We start from the raw sequence: 20,325 nt of genomic DNA, 5'->3' as shown, positions 1-20,325 counted from the left end.
CAAGATATTGGAATTAAACGGAAATACTCTTCTTATTCAGTTGATTACACTCCCGGATAGAGCGAGTCTGATCCCAACGAAACGGGTGCATCGCACCCCTTGGACAAGGATCGGAGAGAGCCATGCGCGCACAGGAGAGAATGGGGCACAGCTCGATGAGCGAGGGGTGGCGCAACCACACCAGCCCCGCGCAGGAGCGGGTGAACTGGGTGATGGACGAGGTGATGTCCGGGCGGATGAGCCAGGAGGACGGGATGGTCGAGATGGCCAAGGCCCATGAGATGATGCGCGAGGAAGCCCGCGCGCGGACCACCTACCCCGAACACCGCTGGGAGGACTGACCATGGCGCGCCGCAAGAACACCGACCCGACCGCCCAGCGCGACGCACAGCTTCTCGAGATCGCCCAGCGCCAGTTCCACCTCGAGACGCTGGAGACCCGGAACTGGGACCGGCTGGATTTCCACGACGTCGCCGTCTGGGCCATACGCGCCGCGCTCGAAGAAGCCTTCGAGGCGGGACGCCGCGCGGGCGTCGCAACCGTTCCCTCCGAAACCCGACCCTGAAAGGACAGGCCCACGACCGCCATCGCCACCATCCGCATCGATCACACAGCACTGCCGGACCCGCTGAACCTCAAGGGCCCCGACGCCGCCGCCCGCATGATCGAGGCCGCGCTGCGCGACGAGGGGATCGCGGCCGAGGCCTCGGACGTCATCTCGCACATCAAGATCGAACTGCCGACCACCCAGCTTGCCGCTGCCAGCACGATGCTGGCCAGCCTGCAGCTGATCTGAAGGGGAACCACCATGAGCACCCGCGCACAGATCGCCATCCAGCTTGGGCCCGAAGAATGGGCCCACATCTATTGCCACTACGACGGCTACCCCTCGCACATGCTGCCCGCGCTGGCCCCGTGGACGCCTGAGGACATCCTTGCGGCAAAGGAAGTCCGGCAGGTCCGGGTGGACGAGCTCGACTGCTTCGATCCGCCTCGCGAGCCCCCGATCCTGTCGCGCCCGACCCGTGAACTCTGCCATCTCTATGTCTGGCAGGATGGGGCGTGGGTCGAACTGGATCCCGAGGCTGCGCAGCCCGAAGCGCTGCGGCCATGATCCCGTCGCGCAGGCGCGCTACGTGGCGATCAGATAGCAATCCTATTACTCTGAATTCGCTACGATAATCGCCGCACCGGAGCGATGGTCGTTTCACGGAAACGATGCAACTCACCACGGAGCCACCCCTATGACCCGCCTCAACCCGATCACCACCCCGCGCCATGAACTCGGCGCCAAGAAGGCGCGCCGCAATCCGAAGCCGCATTGGCCGCCTTCATCGGCAAGAAGGCCGAGATCGACGAGATGCTCGCCCGCCTGCAGGCGCTCAGCGACGAACACTTCGACTGCCACCCCGACGAGGTCGGCTGGGCCATGGTCGGCACGCTTGAGCACTATGCCAGCCTCCTGAAGCGCATTACCGACAGCGCCTTCGGCGAGGGCGAACACGCCCGCTGATCTCCGGCACCGCCGGAACTCCTGCCGCGCGCCAGCGCGGCCTGGGGTCGTAGAAGGCCGGCGATGATCGCGGCCCTGATCACGGAGACGACCCATGTCCAAGCTCACCGACACCCAGAGCCTCATCCTCAGCCGCGCGGCGACCCGCCCTGGCAATCTGGCCATGCCGCTGCCCGAAGGCCTGCACGGCGCCGCCGCACAGAAGGCCGTCACCGCGATGATCAAGCGCGGCTGGCTGGAGGAGGTCGATGCCGACCTCCGCCGGGGCGAGCCGCTCTGGCGCGAGACCGGCGACGGCCACGGCACCACGCTGATCGCCACCGAAGCCGGGCTGGAAGCCATCGGGATCGAGCCGGTGGTGACCAGCGCCGTCGCCAGCGCGCGGAAGGCGAAGCCACAGACGGGAGCGGAAGTCGCACCTACGACCGAGGTCACCGAGGCACCAAAGCCCGTCGCCATCCGCGCAGGCACCAAGCAGGCGCAGATCATCGCGCTCCTTCAGCGCCCCGAGGGTGCGTCCATTGCCGAGATCGTCGAGGCGACGTCGTGGCAAGCTCACACCGCGAGGGGTGCCATCTCCGGGGCGCTCAAGAAGAAGCTGGGCCTGCCTGTCACCGCCGAGAAAGTCGAGGGCAGGGGGACCGTCTACAAGCTGACCGCCTGAGCAGGTCCGGATTGCCTTGCCATGCCGCCGCCCCGCAAGGGCGGCGGTTGCTCATTGCCACGACAGCAGATCGCGGGCGGCCGCCTGCAGGATGTCTTGCGCCATGCGTGGCTCGCAGCTGTAGACCCCGCCCGGCCCCGGCTCGCCGACATGCTCTTCGAGCCATGCCCGCCCCTCGTCCGAAACCGGACGCAGGACAACAATGGTCCCGTGATCGGTGATCTCGATATGCTGCCAGCCTTCGGACATGTCTTGAGGTTACCAGCCAGCGCATGGACATGCCAGCGATCCGCTCAGGGCGCGCGCCAGCGCTCGAACAGCCTGCGCAGGGTGTAGCCCCGGATCAGGGAGATACCGGTGAAGATCGCGCCCAGCGCCAGGTTCTCGCCGAGGCTGGGGTGCAGGCCGAACCATGGGAACACGACGATCTGCGTGACGATCGCCAGCGCGTAGCCCACGACGACATTGGTGATGGCCTCGACCATGGACATGCGGCGCGACTGCGTCATGCCCGCTTCCTCGACCGGCGCGCTGGTTTCCTCGCCTCCTCCTGTTCGGTGATCCGGTGGGACGCTCGCCCCGTCGCCATCTCCCACCGCCGCATGGCGACGTCGCAATAGACGGGATCCAGCTCCACCGCGCAGCAGCGCCGCCCGGTGCGTTGTGCGGCGATCAACTGGGTACCAGAACCGCAGAAGGGCTCGAACACCAGGTCGCCTGGATCGCTAAACGCGTCCAGTACCGCCTCGACCAGCGCCACAGGGAAGACAGCCGGGTGCGATCCGGCGGCGCCCAACCCGCCCTTGTGGCGCATGATGCGGAAGACGCTGTCGGGGATGCGGTGGCTCTGGATCGCGTTGCCGAAACCGGTCTTGCGATGGACCGTGCCGTCGGCCCCGCGCAGACCACCGCCGCCGAGGGTTTCGCCTGCGTGCTTGCTCTCGACCGTCTTGTGCGGTTTGCGGGGCTGGCGGTTGAAGTGGAAGATGAATTCGTGCGACGGCGCCAGCCGCCCGTTCCAGTCACCCGGCAGGCCGGGCCCCTGATCCCACACATACCAGCCGAACCGCCGCAAGCCCTGCGCCCGCATCCAGTCGACCCAGCCCTCCCAATAAGGGATCCACTCGCCATCGCGATGGATGAGGCCGAGGTTGACGAGCAACTGGGCATCGGCGGCGACGGGCGCGGCGGCGAAGACGCCCTGCATCAACGCATCCCAATCACCGACCTTCTCCTTCGCCGCGCCATAGTCGCGCTGCTGGGCGTAGGGCGGGGAGGTGAACATCAGCGCTGCCTGCGCCCCATCCATCAGCCGCGCCACCACGGCCGGGTCGGTCGCATCGCCGCAGATCAGCCGGTGGTCGCCCAGCGCCCAGATATCGCCGGGGCGGGTGATCGGGTCAGCCGGGGCCTCCGGGATGGTGTCGGCCGCGTCATCGTCGATGGGCGCGCGGTCATCGGTATCGTTCAGCAGCGCGTCCAGCTCGTCCTCGGGGATCCCGATCAGCCCGAGGTCGAAATCCTCGGCCAGCAGGCCCCGCAGTTCCTCGAGCAGGAGTGCCTCGTCCCACCCGCCTAGTTCGGTAAGCTTGTTGTCGGCGATGCGATAGGCACGACGTTGCGCCTCGGTCAGGTGGCCGAGCACGATGACCGGCGCCTCCGCCAGCCCGAGCTTCGCTGCGGCCAGGACGCGGCCATGGCCCGCGATCAATTCGCCGTCGGCCGCGACGAGGCAGGGAACGGTCCATCCGAATTCGGCCATGCTGGCGGCGATCTTCGTGACCTGATCGGCATCGTGGGTTTTCGCATTGCGGGCATAGGGGCGAAGGCGCGCAAGCGGCCAGTGTTCGATCCGACCGGGCAGGAGGGGCGCGTTCATGCCGCGAGCCGCTTCGCCTTGAGGGCGGCGAAGGTCTCGCCGGTTTCCGCCAGCACGGCCTCCAGTCCGGTGAAGGACTGCCAGCGCTCGATGGCGACATCAACGTAGGCCGGGTTCAATTCGATCCCGAAGCAGACGCGGCCCGTGGTCTCGGCCGCGATCAGCGTGGTGCCGGATCCCATGAAGGGTTCATAGACCGCCTGGCCGGGGCTGGAGTTGTTCAGGATCGGGCGGCGCATGCATTCAACCGGCTTCTGCGTGCCATGCACGGTGTCGGCGTCCTGATCCCGGTTGGCGATCTGCCACAGCGTGGTCTGCTTGCGGTCTCCGGCCCAATGGCCCTTGCCCTTCGCGCGCACCGCATACCAGCAGGGTTCATGCTGCCAGTGGTAATCGCCGCGGCTGAGGACCAGCCGGTCCTTGGCCCAGATGATCTGCGAGCGGATCGCGAAGCCCGCCGCTATCAGGCTGTCAGCCACGGTCGCCGCATGGAGCGCGCCGTGCCAGACATAGGCGACGTCACCCGGGAACAGCGCCCAAGCCTCGCGCCAGTCTGCCCGGTCGTCGTTAAGCACCTTGCCGGTGCGTTTCGTCTTCGCGGCCCCTGCCTGGTTGCGCCAGCTTGGGTCATACTCCACGCCATAGGGGGGATCGGTGACCATGAGCAGGGGGCGCACGTCACCCAGCAGCCGCCCGGCCACATCGGCCGAGGTGCTGTCGCCGCAGATCAACCGGTGCGATCCAAGCTGCCAAAGGTCGCCCGCCACCGACACCGGCGTGACCGGCAGCTCCGGGACATCGTCCTCGCCCTCGACGGGGCCATCGCCGCCCAGCGCTTCGTGATCCCGCAACAGCGCGTCGAGGTCATCATCGCTGATGCCAAGCAGCGTCAAGTCGAAATCCTCGGCCAGCAGCCCCGCGATCTCGTCGCGCAGCAGCGCCTCGTCCCACTCCCCCAACTCGGTGAGCTTGTTGTCGGCGATCCGGTAAGCCCGGCGCTCGGCATCGTCGAGGTGGCTGAGCCGGATCACCGGCACCTCGGTCAGCCCCAGCATCGTGGCCGCCAGCACGCGCCCATGGCCCGCGATCAGCTCGCCGTCGTCGGCCACCATGCAGGGCACGGTCCAGCCGAACTTGGCCATGCTGGCGGCGATCTTCGCCACCTGGTCGTCGCCATGCATCTTGGCATTGCGGGCATAGGGGCGCAGCCGGTCGATCGGCCAGGTTTCGATCTGGCTCGGCGAGAAGACCAGGTCCATGGGATGGGGCTCGAGATGTGGGGGAGGAAAATGAAAAGCGCCCGCGAGGGGGCTCCTCCGGGCGCAATTCTTCGATGATCAAGGGGTAGGTCAATGGGGGCAGGTCTGTCAACCGGAAAAGCGACGTGGATTCAGCAGCTTCCGGTGGGTCACATCCCGAGGGTGGCTTCCCGTCGCCTGGCTTCCCCGGAGGTGGCTTCCCTGGCTTCCGGCCTGGAATCCACCGCGGCAGCGACCCCGGCGCGTAAGTCTTTGAACCTGAGTCAGAATTTCAGACGCGCGGGCGAAGGTGGCTTCCGGGTGGATTCCCCGGCGAAATGGCCAGACGCTGGAAAACTGCCGCGCTCAGCCCCCCCGTATACGGATCGGGCCGGGGAGGAACCATGGGCAGGGGGGCGATGTGTTCGGCCCTAGGGGCAGCTCACTGAAAACGCAGAAGTCGACACCGAGCGGCTGTCCCAAGAGAAGTATAGCCCGCATTGTGCAGGAACGCGCGATGCCAAAGGTATAGAAACTCTAGCGAAGCGCAGATGGGGATTTCAATCGGCCGGGAACCCTGAAGACGATGAGGTGCCGGGGGAGCGAGCCACCTTCGGGAACAAAGGCGCTGTGCCAGAGACATTCTTCGATGCTTGGCACCGGCCCGGGGCGATCAACAAGTTCGAGTGCGCCGAGAAATCCGAGTCGGACATTGGCCGCCTGATAACTGGTTGCCTGCGCATTGTAGCGGTTGGCGGTCACACGGGAAAATGCGCCATCGTGCTTCTTGAGTTCGATAACGAAGGCGAGGCCGCCGTGGGTGATGTAGAGGTCGGTCCTTCCGGTCGCGATACCGCTAACTTCGGACAAGACCTCGGCGCCCAGCAGATTGCCCTTGAGGAAGTCGCGGAGGTCTGACTGGAACTCGGCCTCACTCGGATCGTGAGCGCGCAAATAGGCTCCTCGCGAACCAAGATCGCGAACCCCTGCATTTTGACGGTCACTACAGAAAATCAGTATTTGTTGGAGGATGGCGTCGAACGCCTGCTTGACCTCGCCTGTATACTCGCTGCTGGCGGACAACTGACAACGTAACGTCGCTAACACTCGTTGCAGGACTGGATTGGCAAGCTCAGGGCCACGCGCGGCATGGCTTGCGAGCCTGGCCTCGAGAGCTCGTACCATGTCAGAAGGAATCTGCTCAGTCGAAGTTCCCTCAGGGAGAATGCGCGCGAGCAGAGGATATTGCTCATTCTCCCCGGCTTTTCCCGGTCCGGCACCGGCACGGTAGGCCTCATCCAATCGGGTGCGAAGATTTTGCGCGATCGTTCGCTGTGCATCGGGCCATTGGCCCTCACTGAGTAGATCGTCGAGATGGGCGGCGAGGCCGCGTTCGCGTAAGAAAGAAGCCTCGACCCGGGGCCGCAGCACTGATCGCAGTCCGTCGCCGTGCGCGATTGTGCAGCTTGCGTCATAGACGGCGAGAATGCGATCCATGGTCGTGGCGGCATTGATCCAGCTCGGACGGCCAAGATCGTCGGTCGCGCGCTGGACCGTGCGCGCGAGTTCAAACCATTCAAGATCCACGTCCTGACGGGGCGCAAGCCATGGTGCCACGCTGCCGGTGCGCAGAACTGCTGAATGATCCCGTGCGGCGGTGACCAGATCAGTCAGCGTCCCTTGCATATCAGCGGCACTCCGGTTCGCCGCAAAGCCGAGAACGAGATCAATCGCCGAGCGATAGGCCCGCGCGTCCGACCGATCATCATCCGCCTCGCACGCGCGCTCGAACACCAGCCGCGCCGTGCCTAGGCCGACAAGGATCGTCGCCATATCTTCGCCATCGAGCGCGCGTGCCAGATGTGCCAGGCCGAGTTCGAAAGCCGCTTCGCCTTCTGCTTCCTCATTGTCGAGAAGCCGGTGGAGCATCGTCAGCAGTTCGTCATCGCCCCATGCATGGAAGGCGGCACCGCCAATCTTCGCGATATGCTGGGCGAAAGGGCCCGGCACATCGGGCGCGACCTCGGCGAGTTCGAGCAGGGGGCGGTGACGACTTACATCGCCTTCCAGCGCGAAACGGAAAAGTCCTTCTAGCGCATAGGCGGCGATAAGTGCCTCGCGCTCTGTCGCGTGTTGCCTAATTCGCCGCGTGAAGATCGGGACGACCGACTGTGCTATGGCAGCGCGCAGCGTCGCGTTCCTGATGAGCCGGTCGATTGCGTCTCGGAAAGATTGCGGATCGCGTGCGACATCAAAGCCGCCAACTAGGAAATCATGGAGCTGCGCGCTTTCGGGGGGTGGGGCCGCACTGATCACGTCAGCTAGGATGTCGAGAAAAGGCGCTGCATAGAGTTGATCAGCGTCAGCGAGGATTTCCTCCACGCCACCAAGATCGTCGATCGTGATCGGCTGGTTGTTAGCCAGACGCGCCTCGAGAAGAGCAAGCGCGCTCATGCCGTGAAGCGCGATGGTGACCGCGTTACCATAGATAATCGTCGCCTGTCGTGGACCGGCACCATTGCTCGCCGAGCTGATCGATAATCGCGCGGGCATTGGCGCTTCCGATGATGATCTGCAGTCCAGCGGTTTCACGCGAAATCGCCTGAAGCTCGCTCAGTACGGCGGCTAGGTCATCGGGACTAACCTCTTCAGCGGCAGGGGAATCGACGATCAAGAGTCCGGGATGGCGGCCAAGGCCACGTTCTTTTCCCACCCGAAGCAAAGCCACCGCAGTCGCGATCCGCAACCGCAGTCGCTCGCCTGCCGTCACCTTGCTGAAGCTGGTAGGCACGCCGCCCTTGGTAAGGAGAAGAGAAGCATTGGTGTTCAACTTGACTTCCTCGAGCATCTGCACGCCAAGCTGCTTTCCCAGTGAGAGAATCTCCGTGTTCAATCGCTCAAGTATGTCGCCGCGACCAGCCTTGTAGGCTTTGTCTGCCTCTGCATGGGCCGCGCTGACAAGCGCTAAGTCAGGCGGAATAATGGGGGATGTCGCGGGCGCCTGGCGCTCCTTCAGAGCGCCCTCCAGCCGTGCGACATCAAGTTCAGCTTTTCGACGTTCTTCGAATGTGGCGCTCGCCGCCGCCGTGGAGAGCTCCTGGCGTGCCTTCTCGAGCTCGTCGCTACTCACCTTCGACTTGTCTCCGAGTGTCTTGGCATACGCGCGCGCGCGATCGGCGGCAGCTTTGGCGGCCGCGAAACGCTGCTCGATCGCTTCAAGCCCGTCGCTCGCGCCCTCCATTGCATCGATCGGAATCTCCTCGGCACAGAGCGAACAACTTAGATCAGCGCTTTCGCGCTTCAGCCGTTCGCTCGACACGCGCGCCTCGCAGCGCGGGCAGCAAACAGGCTGAAGGCCGTTGAAGAATTGCGTTGCGACGATGTTCTCGCGCAGATCACGAACCGCACGCTCGTCCGCCGCGGCGAGGCGTTCCAGTTCGGTAGCTTCGGTCCCGGCACGGGCAAATCGTTGAGCGAGATCGAGCGCGATCGGAGAAAGACGAGCGACCTCACCAGCAAGACGTTCGAGTTCGGTGGCTGTTCCCGTCACCTGCGCGAAGCTGTCGAGAATCTTCTTCGCTGCCTGGAGTTCACCGTCAATCCGTGCGCGTGCCGTCTCCTCCTCTCTCGCCGCTGCCTTCGCAGCCTTGGACGCTTTCTCGGCTTCTTGCTCAAGCTCGCGCTTGACGGTGCCCGCCTGCATCACCGTTGTCGCCCAAGGTATTCCGATATACATCTGCAGCATACGCGCTGGCAGGCCCGCCATCTGTACATCGCCGAGCAACTGCTTGTGGTCGCCGCCGAAGTAGAGACCACCCGAAAGCGCGGCCCAGCCATGCTCTACGACCTGGCGCTCGTCCTCCTTGCCTTGCATCGCCGTGATCGGGTCGAGATCGAGCGTGTTCATCATGAAGCGTGACATTGTGGCTTCGAAGCCCTCGTCCGAAATGAAGCTATCCAGCTCGTCCGTTTCTCCTGACACGCGACGACGCACCAAATTGCCATGTGGAGCACGCTCATCAACCGCGAACTCCACTACGTAACGCTGATCATCGACATCGAATTCGACGCACACCCAAGACAACCACCGGCGCACATCGTCCTGCAAGCCCTTGGGCCTACCTCGTAACGCCCACAGCAGGATTTCCAGCACGGTCGATTTGCCACGGAGGTTTCGCTCGCTCGTCACAGCCCAGACGCCGGCGGTCAGCTCCGACCAGTCGAAGTCGATCGCACCTTGTGCGGTTCCGCGCTTTTCTCCCTTGAAGGCGATACGGCGTATCGTCAGCGTACGCGCCGGGCGCAGAGGTCTGTCAGCCACAATTCCTCGTTTGCGAAGAGCTAGTTCCGCCTGCACGGGGCGCACTCCGGCTTCTTCTGCGATCGCCTCCAGCCAACTTCCGCTCATTCGTCGAGCCCTTCCAAGATTGCTGCGAGCCGTGCCAGCACCCGATCAGTGATCGGTTGGATTACATGGCTAAGCTCAGTTCCAGCATATTCGGCCTGCAGATACTGCCGGTCCTTCAGCGCCTTGCCACCCTGTGCGCCTGCCACCCGCGCCACGATACGGGCACGATCACGATACCAGCCAAGTTCGGGGGCCGCAGCGGCGATCCGGCCCAGCGCGTCTTCGCCTGCGGTAGTCAACAGATAGACGTGCTCGCGGATCTTGCCTCCGGGAACACCGTCGCGCTTGATCCGAATGAGGTCTGCTGCCCGCAGGATCGCCAGCGCATTGTCGAGCGGTTCGAACGCCCCAAAAAGATAGCGCACCATCGGTAAGCGTCGGAGATCAGGTTCACGTTCATCGAATATGCGCTGCGCGACCGTCAGAAGATCGCGTTCGCCGGAGGTCTCAAACTCCGTTAGGAGTTCATTGGCGAGGTAGTCAGGATTACGCATCCAGAAGTCGAGAGCTTGGAGGCGCGACTGGGAGTGCAGTACGCAAACAACATCTTGTCCCCAGCGGCTAGCGTCAATTGTTTCCCCCGCCGCCTGAATGCAGGCGAGCAAGCGTACGGCGGTCTGTCTTTCGCTGGCAACAGCAATTCCTGACACTTCAGACGCACCCTTTCAAACGCTTGGCGATATCCATTAGCGCACAGCCTCCGAAAGGATCGCCTCTGCCTGCGCGAGGATACCCTGAACCGCGGCGTCCTCCAGATCAGGTGGGTAGCCGTACTTGCGCAGGATCCGCTTCACCAGCACGCGCAGGCGGGCGCGCGCACTATCCCGACGCGCCCAGTCGACACTGGCATTGGCCTGGAGCCCCTTGAGCAACTCGTGGGCGATCACCTTGAGCTGATCGTTGCCCAGAACCTCGACGGCGCTCTCGTTTTCAGCGAGCGCGTCGTAGAAGGCCACTTCCTCGGGTGTAAGGCCAATTTCCTCGCCCCGGTTCCTCGCCTCGCGAACGTCCTTCGCCAGGGCGATCAGTTCCTGCAGCACCTCGACCGTACTGATTGCGTTGGTGTGGTAGCGGGCGATGGCCTCTTCGAGGCGCTCCGAGAACTTCCGTGTCTCGATAACGTTCGATCGGCTACGCGACTTGATCTCGTCGTTGAGGAGCTTGCGCAGTGCTTCGAGGGCGAGGTTCTTCTTCTCCATCTGCCCGACCTCCGCCAGGAACTCGTCCGACAGGATCGAGATGTCCGGCGATGACAGACCTGCGGCGGAGAGGATGTCGACGATCTCGGTCGAGGCGACGGCGTCGTTGACGATCTGCCGGATCGCAAGATCGCGCTCCGCGTCCGATCTGCCGCTCGTGTCAGCGGCCTTTACCATTGCGGCTCGGACGGTCTGAAAGAACCCGACCTCGTCGCGCACCTCGCGGGCAGCGTCGCTGGCCGAGCTGAGTGCGAAGGCCTTCGACAAAGCGAGGACCGCATCCTGAAACCGCCGATGGGCGGCCTTCTTCGCCTCCTTGTCGGTTTCGCGCTGCGCTGCCTCATCCTGCCGCGCGAGGATGACGTTCAGCGCCTCGGCCAGGGTGACCAGGCGCTGCTGCGGTGTGCCGGTGATCCCGAGCCGGTAGTCGAAGCCGTGAAACATGGCTCGAACCACGTCCAGCCTTTCCAGCAGCGCCGCCACCGCCTCGGCCTCGTCGATCCCGGCCTGCCGCTGATCCGCCGCGGAGTACTGTCCCAAGGCGGATTTCAGGTTCTGGGCGATGCCGATGTAGTCGACGATCAGCCCGGCGGGCTTGTCGCGGAACACCCGGTTGACCCGGGCGATGGCCTGCATCAGCCCGTGGCCGCGCATCGGCTTGTCGATGTACATCGTGTGCATCGACGGCGCGTCGAACCCCGTCAGCCACATGTCGCGCACGATCACGAGCTTGAGCGGATCCTTCGGGTCCTTGGCGCGCTTGGCCAGCAGGTCACGCCGGGCCTTGCCGCCGATATGGGGCTGCCAGGCTTCGGGGTCCGAGGCCGAGCCGGTCATCACGATCTTGACCAGGCCGGCATTGTCGTCGTCGGAATGCCAGTCCGGGCGAAGGGCAACGACCTGGTTGTAAAGCTCCACGCAAATGCGGCGGCTCATGCAGACGACCATCGCCTTGCCATCCATCGCGGCAACGCGATCCTCGAAATGGGCGACCAGGTCCTCGGCGACCATCCGCAGCCGCCTCTCGGCGCCGACCAGAGCCTCGATCGTCGACCACTTGCGCTTCAGCCGCTCCTGTTCGCTGGCCGCCTCGTCCTCTGTCAGGGCCTCGATCTCGGCATCCACGCGAGGCTTCTTGTCTTCGGGCAGTTCGATCCGGGCAAGGCGGCTCTCATAGTAGATCGGCACCGTCGCCCCGTCCTCGACGGCGCGGCTGATGTCGTAAATGTCGATGTAATGGCCGAAGACGGCGGGCGTGTTCACGTCGTCCTTCTCGATCGGCGTGCCGGTGAACCCGATGAAGGAGGCATTCGGCAGCGCGTCGCGCAGGTGCTTGGCAAAGCCGTAGGCAATCTCGCCGGTCTTCTCGATCCGGGCCTTGAACCCGTACTGGCTGCGGTGCGCCTCGTCCGCGATCACAACCACGTTCCGCCGGTCGGTCAGCATCGGATAGGCCTCGCCCTTCTCGGGGGCGAATTTCTGGATCGTCGTGAACACCACACCGCCCGAGGCCCGCGCCAGCGCCTGCTGCAGGTCCTCGCGGCTGTCGGCCTGCACCGGGGTCTGGCGGATCAGGTCGCGGCACATGGCGAAGGTGCCGAAGAGCTGGTCGTCCAGGTCGTTGCGGTCGGTGATCACCACGATGGTCGGGTTTTCCATCGCCGGTTCGCGCACCAACTGCCCGGCATAGAAGGCCATCAGCAAGCTCTTGCCCGAGCCCTGCGTGTGCCAGATCACCCCGGCCTTGCGGTCGCCGCCGCCCCGGCTGGCGGTCACGGTGCTGTCCACGGCGCGGCGCACGGCGTGGAACTGGTGATAGCCCGCGATGATCTTGGCGATCCCGCCCGGCGTCTCGCCGAAGACCGTGAAGTCGCGCATCAGGGCCAGCAGCCGTCCGCGCTCGAACACCCCCTCGATCAGGACCGACATCTCGGGTGCGCCCTTGGGGGCCACCTCAGCGCCGTCAGTCGTGCGCCAAGGCATGAAGCGTTCCTGATCGGCAGTGAGCGAGCCCACGCGCGCCTGGATGCCGTCGGTCGTCACCAGCACGGCGTTGGTGCGGAACAGCGACGGGACCTGCGCCTTGTAGGTCTGCAACTGATTGAAGGCTGCGGTCAGCGAGGCCGCCTCGGCCCCCGGCTTCTTCACCTCGATCACGCCCACAGGCAGACCGTTCAGGAACACCACCACATCCGGGCGGCGCTTGTTGCCGGTCTCGGTCACCGTGAACTGGGCGATGGCCAGCCAGTCGTTCTGCCGGTCGTCGGGGTCCATGAGCCGCACGGAATCGCCCCGGATCGTGCCATCCTCGGCCCGGTATTCGACCGGCACGCCCTCTACCAGGGCCCGGTGCAGGCGGCGGTTTTCCACGATCAGCGAGGGGCGTTCGGCCGCAATCACCCGCCGGATCGCATCCTCGCGCGCGTCCTCGGGGATGTGGGGGTTCAGTCGGGCGACGGCCGCGCGCAGGCGGCGGGGCAGGATCGTGTCGGAATAGGCGTCCCGCTCGGGCGCGCTGCCATCGGGGCCCGAAACCGTGTCGTTGAGGCAGGCATAGCTCAGTCGCTCGAGGTGATCGAGCAGGACAGCTTCGACTTCGGCTTCGGTCAATGTGGTCATGCGCGGATTGGCCTCGTGACCTGTGCCAGCGCCGCCAGAACCCGGTCCAGATCCGCCATGTTGCGCAACGCGAAACACACGAGGTCGGCCTTCCCGAGTTGCATCATGTCCTCAAGCGCCGAGTGACGTCCGTACTGCTTCTCGCCAGTCTTGCCGACGGTCTGGTACAGCTGCGATGCGGGAGAAATCGTGAACGGGATGCTGCCATCCAGAAGGTCCCGCACGAAATCCTCTTTGACCCACAGATTGGCCGGAGACTTGTCGCCCTTCTCGAAGATAAGCTCCACCAGTGCGCCGTCGGAGGATCGCATCGAATAGCGGTTTGCGTAACTCTTCTGGTGGCCCTTGGAATGCTCTTTCGCCTCGCGGTCGAGCCGCATGACGATGGCGCGTTTCAGGTTGGGCAGATCGATTTCGGGTATGCTCATGCGGTTTTACCTCTAAATTGGGTGGGATGAATGATGCCCGGCCCGACTACTCGAAATTCTGTTGCAGCAATTCTGCTTCGGCGTTCGTCAGTCCGGCAATCTTGTTGTGGGCATGCTTGTAGAGCTTGCGGGCCAGGCCGACGATTGGTGTGTCCTGCGTGCTGTCCCGATGCGGCGCGATCTCGATGAGGCCGAAGTTGCCGGAATTCACACGCTGATCGATGCGGACGGTGATCGCCGGTTTTGGGCCACCAGGGTCAATCGCAGTGACGGTTCCCTTGCCCCACAACCCGACGCCGCCCTGCGTTTCGGATGACCACAGGAAAACCTCCGACCCGACCCGAATGTCCCGCCCGCCATACATCGGGCGCTCCTCGATGCGAATATGCTCGTCGGCTAGCGAGGGGATCGGAGCGGTCTTGGCGATGAACGGCATGGCCGATCTCCTTGTGTCAGGCTTTGATTGCGACAGGTTGCTCGGTCTCGGTCTCGGTCACCCGAAACTCGCCCGACATCAGCTTTGGCAGCAAGAGGTCGCGGGTCTGGGCGAGGGTGCGGGATTCGCGTTCGTTCCTGGCTATGCGCTCGAAAAGGGCGTTCACGCAGGCTCCGAAGGCGAACATGATTTCTTGTGGCGGCACCGTGAAGGGACGGTTTGCGATGGCATCCACGGTTGCTCGCTGCCGGCCCGAGGTGCCAGTCATGGATCTTATTGCAGCGCTTCGGAAATCTTCGTCGCGTGCCAGAAGGTAGCCGAAGGCAGGCGGCAGGGGGGGCCTTGTACGCATGACAATGAACTCGGTCGATCCCCACGCGACGGTTTCCTGCCCCAACCCATGAACCAGGCAGGTCTTCCCATTCTCGAGACACGGAGTGATCCGAGCCAACAGTGTGTCGCCATCCCGAAACTTCGACCCTGAGGCAAAGGCACGCTGGGTCGGTTCAGCGTGGTTCGCGCCTTGGGTCGGCAATGCGGCCATGTCGAGGTAGGGAGCTTCGGTGCCCTTCCTCAAAGCCTCCTTCGGATTGAACGACACGAGGCCAGATAAGGTACCCGTCTCCCACCCCTCCGGCTTGCCCTCGGCGTCGAGGCGGTCGGGGAAGAGGGACCAGAGGTCGGGGGAGAGGTAGGGGGCGCGGCCTTCGGCCTTGGCGCGGGTGGGGCCGAAATCGACAAACCAGTCGCGGAACAGCGCCCGCGCCATGGCCTCCAGCGTGGCGTTCATCTTCCGGTTCAACTCGATTTTGTCATCCAGCGCCCCGAGGGTGGCGGCAATGGCGCGCTGTTCGGGGAGTGGTGGGACCGGAACCTTGAATTGTCGCAGGGACGTTAAGGGCTGTCCTATTCCGGGAGTGCCAACCGAGGAGGAGAACCGAAGAATTTCGGAGCGACCTTCAGCGGACCGAAGAAAATAATAGCAGAAAAGGGGCTCGATTTTTTCCCTGTCCAATGTGATTTTCATCAAACTGGAGGAGATGAAGTATCTTCCTCGCTCGTCATCGGGAATTATTGCGACTTCGCCGATTGATCCCCTATGCGGGAGCACCAAGTCGCCCGCAAAGACCAAACAGCGCTTCATGCGTTCTGCCAGTTCCTCGGGGATATGTACCCAGTCTCCTTTCCATGCACGTGTATCGGAAATGTTGGTCCCGCGAACCACCGGGACGCCAAGTTCAGTATAAGTGTCCGCTTTCATGGCTGACCCGAAAGGACCAATCGAAATGGCCCCGTCTGAGCTGGCGGCTAGTTCACCGAGCGGAAGCACGGCCCACTTCACACCCCAACCCCCGCCAGCCGCGCCCGGATGGTTGCCGTAAGGTCCTCGGCCTCGGCGAACTGCGCCTCCAGTTGCTCCTGCAAGGCGGCGAAACGCTCGGCGAAGGGCGTCTCGTCTTCCTCCGCCGCCTCGGCGCCCACATAGCGGCCCGGGGTCAGGACGTGGCCGTGGGACTGGATTTCCTCGAGGCTCGCCGATTTGCAGAAGCCCGGCACGTCGGCATAGCCCTCGCCCAGCCGCCAGGCGTGATAGGTGTCGGCGATCCGCGCGATGTCGGTGTCCGAGAACTCGCGCCGCGTGCGGTCCACCATATGGCCCAGCTTGCGGGCGTCGATGAACAGTACCTCTCCCCGCCGGTCGCGCAAACGGCGGTCGCGGGCTATGCCGTTCGACTTGTCCTTGGCCAGAAACCACAGGCAGGCCGGGATCTGGGTGGAATAGAACAGCTGCCCCGGCAGGGCGATCATGCAATCCACGACCTCGCCCTCGATCATGGCTTTCCTGATCTCGCCTTCGCCCGACTGGGTCGAGGACATCGAGCCATTGGCCAGCACCACCCCCGCCGTGCCGGTGGGCGACAGATGATGCAGGATGTGCTGCAGCCAGGCGAAGTTGGCGTTGCCCGCGGGGGGTGGCCCGTATTTCCAGCGCGCATCCTCGCGCAGCCGCTCACCGCCCCAGTCCGAGATGTTGAAGGGCGGGTTGGCCAGGATCACATCGGCGCGCAGGTCGGGCAGTTCGTTCTTGTGGAAGGTGCCTTCGGAGTTCCAGCGGATGTCGGCGTCGATCCCGCGCACGGCTAGGTTCATCTTGCACAGCCGCCAAGTGGTGTAGTTCGACTCCTGCCCGTAGATGGCGATGTCGCCCAGGCGGCCGCCGTGGGCCTCGACGAACTTCTCCGACTGCACGAACATGCCGCCCGATCCGCAGCAGGGGTCGTAGACGCGGCCCTTGTAGGGTTCCAGCATCTCGACCATGGTGCGGACGACCGAGCGGGGGGTGTAGAACTCACCCCCGCGTTTGCCCTCGCTGCCCGCGAACTGGCCGAGGAAGTATTCGTAGACCCGGCCCAGCAGATCGCGGGCCTTGTCCTTGCCCTCGCCCAGCGCGATGCCCGAGATCAGGTCGATCAGTTCCCCCAGCATGACGGCGTTGAGCGCGGGACGGCCGTAGTCCTTGGGCAGGACGCCCTTGAGCGACGGGTTGACCTTCTCGATGGCGATCATCGCTTCGTCGATCAGTTTGCCGATGCTGGGCTGCTTCGCACTGGCTTGCAGGTGGGACCAGCGCGCCTCCTGCGGCACCCAGAAGATGTTGTCGGCGAGGTATTCGTCGGGATCCTCGGCGCCCTCCGGGTATTCGGCCAGCAGGGCCTGGCGTTTCATCTCGAAACCGTCCGAGATGTGCTTGAGGAAGATAAAGCCGAGGGCGACGTGCTTGTAATCCGACGGCTCCATGTTGCCGCGCAGCTTGTCGGCGGCCTTGAACAGGCTGGCCTCGATCCCGAGGTCGGAGCCGTTGTCGATGGATGCCATGGGGTATTCGCCTCTTCTTGCCGTTGACCCGACCGTATTCCAGCCGGATCGGGAAATCCAGAAATTCGCGCGCCAGATGAACGGGTTGCGGTGCATGTTAAATGTGTGATCAGATCACGGCCATCACCTCGCCTGTCTCCAGCCGCTTGACGTAATCGACGGTGGCTCCGTTCCAGTGGTAGGCGAAATGTCCCCCCTGCGTCGGGATCGGGATAACGTCGGGCCAGAAAACCGCGATGCAGTGCCCGCCCGGATAGCGGACGCTGGGCCAGGTGATGCCGTTCGATCCGGCCGCCCGGCGCTCGGCGCCGAAGATCTGCGAGGGGCGGTAGTCGTCGGGGTCGAGCAGAGCGGCGCGCCCGGTGGCGTCGTCCAGATCGGCATCGATGGACCCGATCAGCTCGCGGAACTGCGAGGTCCAGCCGGGAGCCTCCTCCGTAGCCCGCATGAAGCGGGCGTGGTGATGAATTGTCTCGGCGATGGCCACCTCGGTACGGTCACCCGCATAGTAGAGGCCGAAGTTGCCGTCCGAGAAGCGCCCGGGGCGCAGTGGCGAGCAGTGGACGAAGGGCGCCATGACCCAGCTCGCGCCCGGCCCGGTCACGCGGCGTGCCACCGGCACCTTGGAGAGATCGCCGATACTGTCGCGGATGCGCGGGTTGAACTTGGCCTCGGCCGAGGCGAGCGCCTCCCAGTCAGCGGGGTCGGCGATGTCCTCGAAGAGGTCGATGGGCGGGTGGATCGAGCGGATGATGCGGACAGTGCGGGGCCATGTCACGCGGCGGGCAGGCACATTCACCAGGCACCCCGTTCGGCATCCAGATACGCGCGCAGGTCGATCAGGTCGGTGATCTCGCCGCGCAGCATGATGTCCAGAGCACTGTGACCGCCAAAGGCTTCGCTGGGTTTGCGGATCCACGCATAGCCCCGGGCAGGCTCGGTGAAGAGGTAGCGCAGCGCCTTGTGGATCCCCATCAGGATGGCCATCCGGGCACGCAGATCACGGTCGATGCGGCCGATGTCGCCGGTTTTCCAGCGTGCCCATGTGCGCTGGGCCATGTCGCCGAGCAGGGTGCGGGCTTCCGCGTCGGTCAGGCCCCAGGCGCGGAACAGGTTCACCGTGGCCCGCGCCAGCGCTGCCGCTTCCTCATCCGTGATGACGGGAAGGTCGGGGCGGGCGATGATCGGTTGGACCGTGGCGAACTGCATGACTTTCTCCTTTGGCATCAATATAATTATTGTGTGCCAAAAGGCAATGATGTTCTCCTATCCGGGCGCACGCCCCCGCGTCCAGGGCTGTGGCACCGGCATCGCCGATGTTACCTCCACATCTCGCAGCATCTCGCCTGAGATCAGCCCGTCCCGGATCCAGCCCAGCGCCTGCCACCAGTCGTCATAGGCCCGACGCGCGGTGTCGATCTGGTGGGGATGCGGGGAGAAGGTCACGGGACAGGCCAGAACCTCGACAGTGCGCCACTTGCCACGGGTGAGGACGCGCTCGGTGCCGACCACGATTGTGCTGGCCCGTTCGCCATGCTGGTTGCGCTTCACCTCAACGGGCAGACAGCGTGGCACCGCACCCGGCATCCAGTCCGGTGTCAGCCCGGCACGGGCCAGTTCGGCCACGCGGATCGCCATGCGCTTGCCGCCGAGGCTGTCGGGGATCCCGGCGACGGTGGCGGCGATCACTTCGGCGTCCTCGTGGGTGTAGCCGCCGATCTTGTGCTGGCCGCCGTCGACCTTGCAGCCCAGCGCGGCGCGTTGGAGGAGGACGTATTCGAGACCAAAGCCGAAGCCGTCCTCGGTCACGTCCTGGGGCAGCGGAAGCTCCAGCTGCGCCTTCTCGACCCGGAACGCCCATTCCAGCGCCGCCTGTACGCCCAGCGCGCGCTTGATCTTGGTGCCGCCAGCGCGGCCAATCCTGCTGTGGAAACTCACGGCTGCAATCCTTCAAGGAAATCCATCTGCGCCGGGCGCGGAGCCGCATCCGTCGGCCGCCAGATCCACGGGCCCGAGGCCATGGGCAGCTGCGAGAGAGCGCCACGCATGTGCTGCTGCCAGAGGGTGAACTCCGTTGCCGAGCAGGCGCAGAGCGCGTGCCCGATGGGCCAGCCCATCAGCCATCCGACGAAGAGCGGGTTCAGCCGGCGCCGCGCGCGACCCTTCAGGATCCGCCGCGAGACGACGCGCCCATGCGAGGCAGTCATCGAAGCCCAGAGCCGGCGCGAGATCGGGGCGTGCAGCGAGGATCGTGCGCCATGCCTCGTGGTCGCCGGGTCCGGGTGGGTGAAGCCCTGCTCCGCCCGGTAATGCAGGATGTCCATCCGGGACTTGCCATCCGTGCGGGTGATGCTCGCCTCCGAGCTGCCCTTCCAGTTCTGCGCGGCCGGCGTCGGCCATTGCGCTGCCTGCGCGGGCAGGGGTGGTGTCCCGCCCGAGCCATAGCTCTGGCCGGGCCCGCCCTTCGCCCCGTCCGTCGCCTTTGGCGTCGACCAGCTGGTGATGCCCAGCGCCAGTGCCTCGGCCTTGCGGGTGAAGTCGCTGTTCCCCGCCGGGTTGTAGCTTGCGGTGCCGGGATGCAGGCTCATCGGTGTGGGCCAGGATGAAGATGCGCAGCCGCTGGTGCGGCGCACCAACTTCTGCCGCGCTGAACAGACCCGCCGCAGGCGTGTAGCCCATGCCCCAAAGCTCTCGCAGGACGGTCTCGAGCCCGAGGGTGACGTGACCGGGGACGTTTTCGAGGAAGACCCATGCTGGGCGGCAGTCCCCGATGACCCGGGCAACGTCGGGCCAGAGATGGCGCGGATCATCGGCGCCGCCGCGTTTCCCTGCGGCGCTGAAGGGCTGGCAGGGATATCCGGCGAGGACGATGTCGAACGCCCCTCGGAAGGGCTTGGCGTCAAAGCTGCGCAGGTCGGTCCAGATCGGCGCCGGAGCGAAGTACCCCGCGCGCTGGGCTGCGACGAGGACAGCGTGCGGCCAGTCCTCCCATTCGACGAAGCACCGGGTGTGATAGCCGGGCTCGGCGAGCATGAGGCCCATATCCAGGCCTCCGCCGCCTGCG

Annotated in this window: 21 protein-coding genes and 2 pseudogenes; 6 read left to right on the top strand and 17 right to left on the bottom strand. The window is 64.8% G+C overall.

The features are described 5' to 3' along the window. Nucleotides 1–155: 155 nt before the first annotated feature. The 6 genes and pseudogenes from GH815_RS13055 to GH815_RS13030 all read left to right on the top strand — a co-directional run bounded on the left by GH815_RS13055 (nucleotide 156) and on the right by GH815_RS13030 (nucleotide 2,177). Entirely contained in the window at nucleotides 156–341 is a 186-nt protein-coding gene (locus tag GH815_RS13055; protein WP_246176425.1) for a hypothetical protein, read from the top strand. A 2-nt stretch (nucleotides 342–343) separates the two neighbouring features. Then, a complete protein-coding gene (locus GH815_RS13050; protein WP_153749211.1) occupies nucleotides 344–565 on the top strand; it encodes a DUF6900 domain-containing protein in 222 nt (73 codons plus the stop codon). A 96-nt stretch (nucleotides 566–661) separates the two neighbouring features. Next, on the top strand, nucleotides 662–796 hold the full coding sequence (locus tag GH815_RS19400) for a hypothetical protein (RefSeq protein WP_281354792.1): 135 nt from the start codon (nucleotides 662–664) through the stop codon (nucleotides 794–796). Between the two features lie 12 nt (nucleotides 797–808). Continuing rightward, on the top strand, nucleotides 809–1,114 hold the full coding sequence (locus tag GH815_RS13040) for a hypothetical protein (RefSeq protein ID WP_153749209.1): 306 nt from the start codon (nucleotides 809–811) through the stop codon (nucleotides 1,112–1,114). Between the two features lie 130 nt (nucleotides 1,115–1,244). Then, a pseudogene (locus GH815_RS13035) lies at nucleotides 1,245–1,513 on the top strand (hypothetical protein). A gap of 94 nt (nucleotides 1,514–1,607) precedes the next feature. After that, nucleotides 1,608–2,177, top strand: a complete 570-nt coding sequence (locus GH815_RS13030; protein WP_153749208.1) for a DUF3489 domain-containing protein — start codon at nucleotides 1,608–1,610, stop codon at nucleotides 2,175–2,177. 51 nt (nucleotides 2,178–2,228) lie between these two features. Here the strand turns inward: GH815_RS13030 and GH815_RS13025 are convergent, their stop codons facing one another. From GH815_RS13025 to GH815_RS19220, 17 genes and pseudogenes are all read right to left on the bottom strand, one after another. Beyond that, nucleotides 2,229–2,426 (bottom strand): hypothetical protein, encoded by a 198-nt coding sequence (locus GH815_RS13025; RefSeq protein ID WP_153749207.1) that lies wholly within the window; start codon nucleotides 2,424–2,426, stop codon nucleotides 2,229–2,231. A gap of 44 nt (nucleotides 2,427–2,470) precedes the next feature. Then, entirely contained in the window at nucleotides 2,471–2,686 is a 216-nt protein-coding gene (locus GH815_RS13020; protein WP_153749206.1) for a DUF7220 family protein, read from the bottom strand. Then, complete coding sequence (locus GH815_RS13015) at nucleotides 2,683–4,056, bottom strand: site-specific DNA-methyltransferase (RefSeq protein WP_153749205.1); 1,374 nt, start codon at nucleotides 4,054–4,056, stop codon at nucleotides 2,683–2,685. The genes GH815_RS13020 and GH815_RS13015 overlap by 4 nt, the downstream gene beginning before the upstream one ends. Next, the gene (locus GH815_RS13010; RefSeq protein ID WP_153749204.1) at nucleotides 4,053–5,315 is read right to left on the bottom strand and encodes a site-specific DNA-methyltransferase; all 1,263 of its coding nucleotides are present in this window, start codon (nucleotides 5,313–5,315) and stop codon (nucleotides 4,053–4,055) included. The genes GH815_RS13015 and GH815_RS13010 overlap by 4 nt, the downstream gene beginning before the upstream one ends. A 516-nt stretch (nucleotides 5,316–5,831) precedes the next feature. Continuing rightward, nucleotides 5,832–7,748, bottom strand: a complete 1,917-nt coding sequence (locus GH815_RS13005; protein WP_153749203.1) for a hypothetical protein — start codon at nucleotides 7,746–7,748, stop codon at nucleotides 5,832–5,834. A 25-nt stretch (nucleotides 7,749–7,773) separates the two neighbouring features. Next, nucleotides 7,774–9,702 carry a hypothetical protein gene (locus GH815_RS13000; RefSeq protein ID WP_153749202.1) on the bottom strand — a complete coding sequence of 643 codons (1,929 nt, stop codon included), beginning with the start codon at nucleotides 9,700–9,702 and terminating at the stop codon, nucleotides 7,774–7,776. Then, complete coding sequence (locus tag GH815_RS12995) at nucleotides 9,699–10,196, bottom strand: hypothetical protein (protein ID WP_153749245.1); 498 nt, start codon at nucleotides 10,194–10,196, stop codon at nucleotides 9,699–9,701. Before GH815_RS12995 ends, GH815_RS13000 begins: the two co-directional genes overlap by 4 nt. Nucleotides 10,197–10,388: 192 nt before the next feature. Further along, a complete protein-coding gene (locus GH815_RS12990) occupies nucleotides 10,389–13,520 on the bottom strand; it encodes a type I restriction endonuclease subunit R (RefSeq protein ID WP_153749201.1) in 3,132 nt (1,043 codons plus the stop codon). Then, entirely contained in the window at nucleotides 13,517–13,948 is a 432-nt protein-coding gene (locus tag GH815_RS12985; RefSeq protein WP_153749200.1) for a hypothetical protein, read from the bottom strand. Before GH815_RS12985 ends, GH815_RS12990 begins: the two co-directional genes overlap by 4 nt. A 46-nt stretch (nucleotides 13,949–13,994) precedes the next feature. Beyond that, the gene (locus GH815_RS12980) at nucleotides 13,995–14,384 is read right to left on the bottom strand and encodes a hypothetical protein (protein ID WP_153749199.1); all 390 of its coding nucleotides are present in this window, start codon (nucleotides 14,382–14,384) and stop codon (nucleotides 13,995–13,997) included. 16 nt (nucleotides 14,385–14,400) lie between these two features. Beyond that, nucleotides 14,401–15,645 (bottom strand): restriction endonuclease subunit S, encoded by a 1,245-nt coding sequence (locus GH815_RS12975; protein WP_153749198.1) that lies wholly within the window; start codon nucleotides 15,643–15,645, stop codon nucleotides 14,401–14,403. Between the two features lie 77 nt (nucleotides 15,646–15,722). Next, entirely contained in the window at nucleotides 15,723–17,261 is a 1,539-nt protein-coding gene (locus GH815_RS12970; protein ID WP_153749197.1) for a class I SAM-dependent DNA methyltransferase, read from the bottom strand. A gap of 109 nt (nucleotides 17,262–17,370) precedes the next feature. Continuing rightward, a complete protein-coding gene (locus GH815_RS12965; RefSeq protein ID WP_343030866.1) occupies nucleotides 17,371–18,054 on the bottom strand; it encodes an RES family NAD+ phosphorylase in 684 nt (227 codons plus the stop codon). A gap of 2 nt (nucleotides 18,055–18,056) precedes the next feature. Continuing rightward, the gene (locus tag GH815_RS12960; protein ID WP_153749196.1) at nucleotides 18,057–18,470 is read right to left on the bottom strand and encodes an MbcA/ParS/Xre antitoxin family protein; all 414 of its coding nucleotides are present in this window, start codon (nucleotides 18,468–18,470) and stop codon (nucleotides 18,057–18,059) included. A gap of 57 nt (nucleotides 18,471–18,527) precedes the next feature. Beyond that, nucleotides 18,528–19,199, bottom strand: a complete 672-nt coding sequence (locus GH815_RS12955; protein WP_343030860.1) for a hypothetical protein — start codon at nucleotides 19,197–19,199, stop codon at nucleotides 18,528–18,530. After that, nucleotides 19,196–19,849 carry a DNA methyltransferase gene (locus GH815_RS19225; RefSeq protein WP_246176423.1) on the bottom strand — a complete coding sequence of 218 codons (654 nt, stop codon included), beginning with the start codon at nucleotides 19,847–19,849 and terminating at the stop codon, nucleotides 19,196–19,198. Before GH815_RS19225 ends, GH815_RS12955 begins: the two co-directional genes overlap by 4 nt. A gap of 52 nt (nucleotides 19,850–19,901) precedes the next feature. Further along, nucleotides 19,902–20,294 (bottom strand): annotated as a pseudogene (locus GH815_RS19220) (DNA cytosine methyltransferase); the annotation flags it as partial. Nucleotides 20,295–20,325: the final 31 nt, after the last annotated feature.

The sequence above is a fragment of the Rhodovulum strictum genome, from assembly GCF_009649175.1.
GTDB lineage: Bacteria > Pseudomonadota > Alphaproteobacteria > Rhodobacterales > Rhodobacteraceae > Rhodovulum > Rhodovulum strictum.
Note: the sequence above shows the minus strand (reverse complement) of the source record. Positions and strands in the feature narration are given on the sequence as shown.

Bases quoted from the DNA above. Each gene is read 5' to 3' on its own strand.
- GH815_RS13025 (WP_153749207.1), bottom strand. From the start codon at position 2,426: ATGTCCGAAGGCTGGCAGCATATCGAGATCACCGATCACGGGACCATT.
- GH815_RS13040 (WP_153749209.1), top strand. From the start codon at position 809: ATGAGCACCCGCGCACAGATCGCCATCCAGCTTGGGCCCGAAGAATGG.
- GH815_RS13030 (WP_153749208.1), top strand. From the start codon at position 1,608: ATGTCCAAGCTCACCGACACCCAGAGCCTCATCCTCAGCCGCGCGGCG.
- GH815_RS13015 (WP_153749205.1), bottom strand. From the start codon at position 4,056: ATGAACGCGCCCCTCCTGCCCGGTCGGATCGAACACTGGCCGCTTGCG.
- GH815_RS12970 (WP_153749197.1), bottom strand. From the start codon at position 17,261: ATGGCATCCATCGACAACGGCTCCGACCTCGGGATCGAGGCCAGCCTG.
- GH815_RS12975 (WP_153749198.1), bottom strand. From the start codon at position 15,645: ATGAAAGCGGACACTTATACTGAACTTGGCGTCCCGGTGGTTCGCGGG.
- GH815_RS19225 (WP_246176423.1), bottom strand. From the start codon at position 19,849: ATGAGCCTGCATCCCGGCACCGCAAGCTACAACCCGGCGGGGAACAGC.
- GH815_RS12980 (WP_153749199.1), bottom strand. From the start codon at position 14,384: ATGCCGTTCATCGCCAAGACCGCTCCGATCCCCTCGCTAGCCGACGAG.
- GH815_RS13000 (WP_153749202.1), bottom strand. From the start codon at position 9,702: ATGAGCGGAAGTTGGCTGGAGGCGATCGCAGAAGAAGCCGGAGTGCGC.
- GH815_RS13055 (WP_246176425.1), top strand. From the start codon at position 156: ATGAGCGAGGGGTGGCGCAACCACACCAGCCCCGCGCAGGAGCGGGTG.
- GH815_RS13050 (WP_153749211.1), top strand. From the start codon at position 344: ATGGCGCGCCGCAAGAACACCGACCCGACCGCCCAGCGCGACGCACAG.
- GH815_RS13005 (WP_153749203.1), bottom strand. From the start codon at position 7,748: ATGAGCGCGCTTGCTCTTCTCGAGGCGCGTCTGGCTAACAACCAGCCG.
- GH815_RS13020 (WP_153749206.1), bottom strand. From the start codon at position 2,686: ATGACGCAGTCGCGCCGCATGTCCATGGTCGAGGCCATCACCAATGTC.
- GH815_RS12985 (WP_153749200.1), bottom strand. From the start codon at position 13,948: ATGAGCATACCCGAAATCGATCTGCCCAACCTGAAACGCGCCATCGTC.
- GH815_RS13010 (WP_153749204.1), bottom strand. From the start codon at position 5,315: ATGGACCTGGTCTTCTCGCCGAGCCAGATCGAAACCTGGCCGATCGAC.
- GH815_RS12990 (WP_153749201.1), bottom strand. From the start codon at position 13,520: ATGACCACATTGACCGAAGCCGAAGTCGAAGCTGTCCTGCTCGATCAC.
- GH815_RS19400 (WP_281354792.1), top strand. From the start codon at position 662: ATGATCGAGGCCGCGCTGCGCGACGAGGGGATCGCGGCCGAGGCCTCG.
- GH815_RS12960 (WP_153749196.1), bottom strand. From the start codon at position 18,470: ATGCAGTTCGCCACGGTCCAACCGATCATCGCCCGCCCCGACCTTCCC.
- GH815_RS12995 (WP_153749245.1), bottom strand. From the start codon at position 10,196: ATGCGTAATCCTGACTACCTCGCCAATGAACTCCTAACGGAGTTTGAG.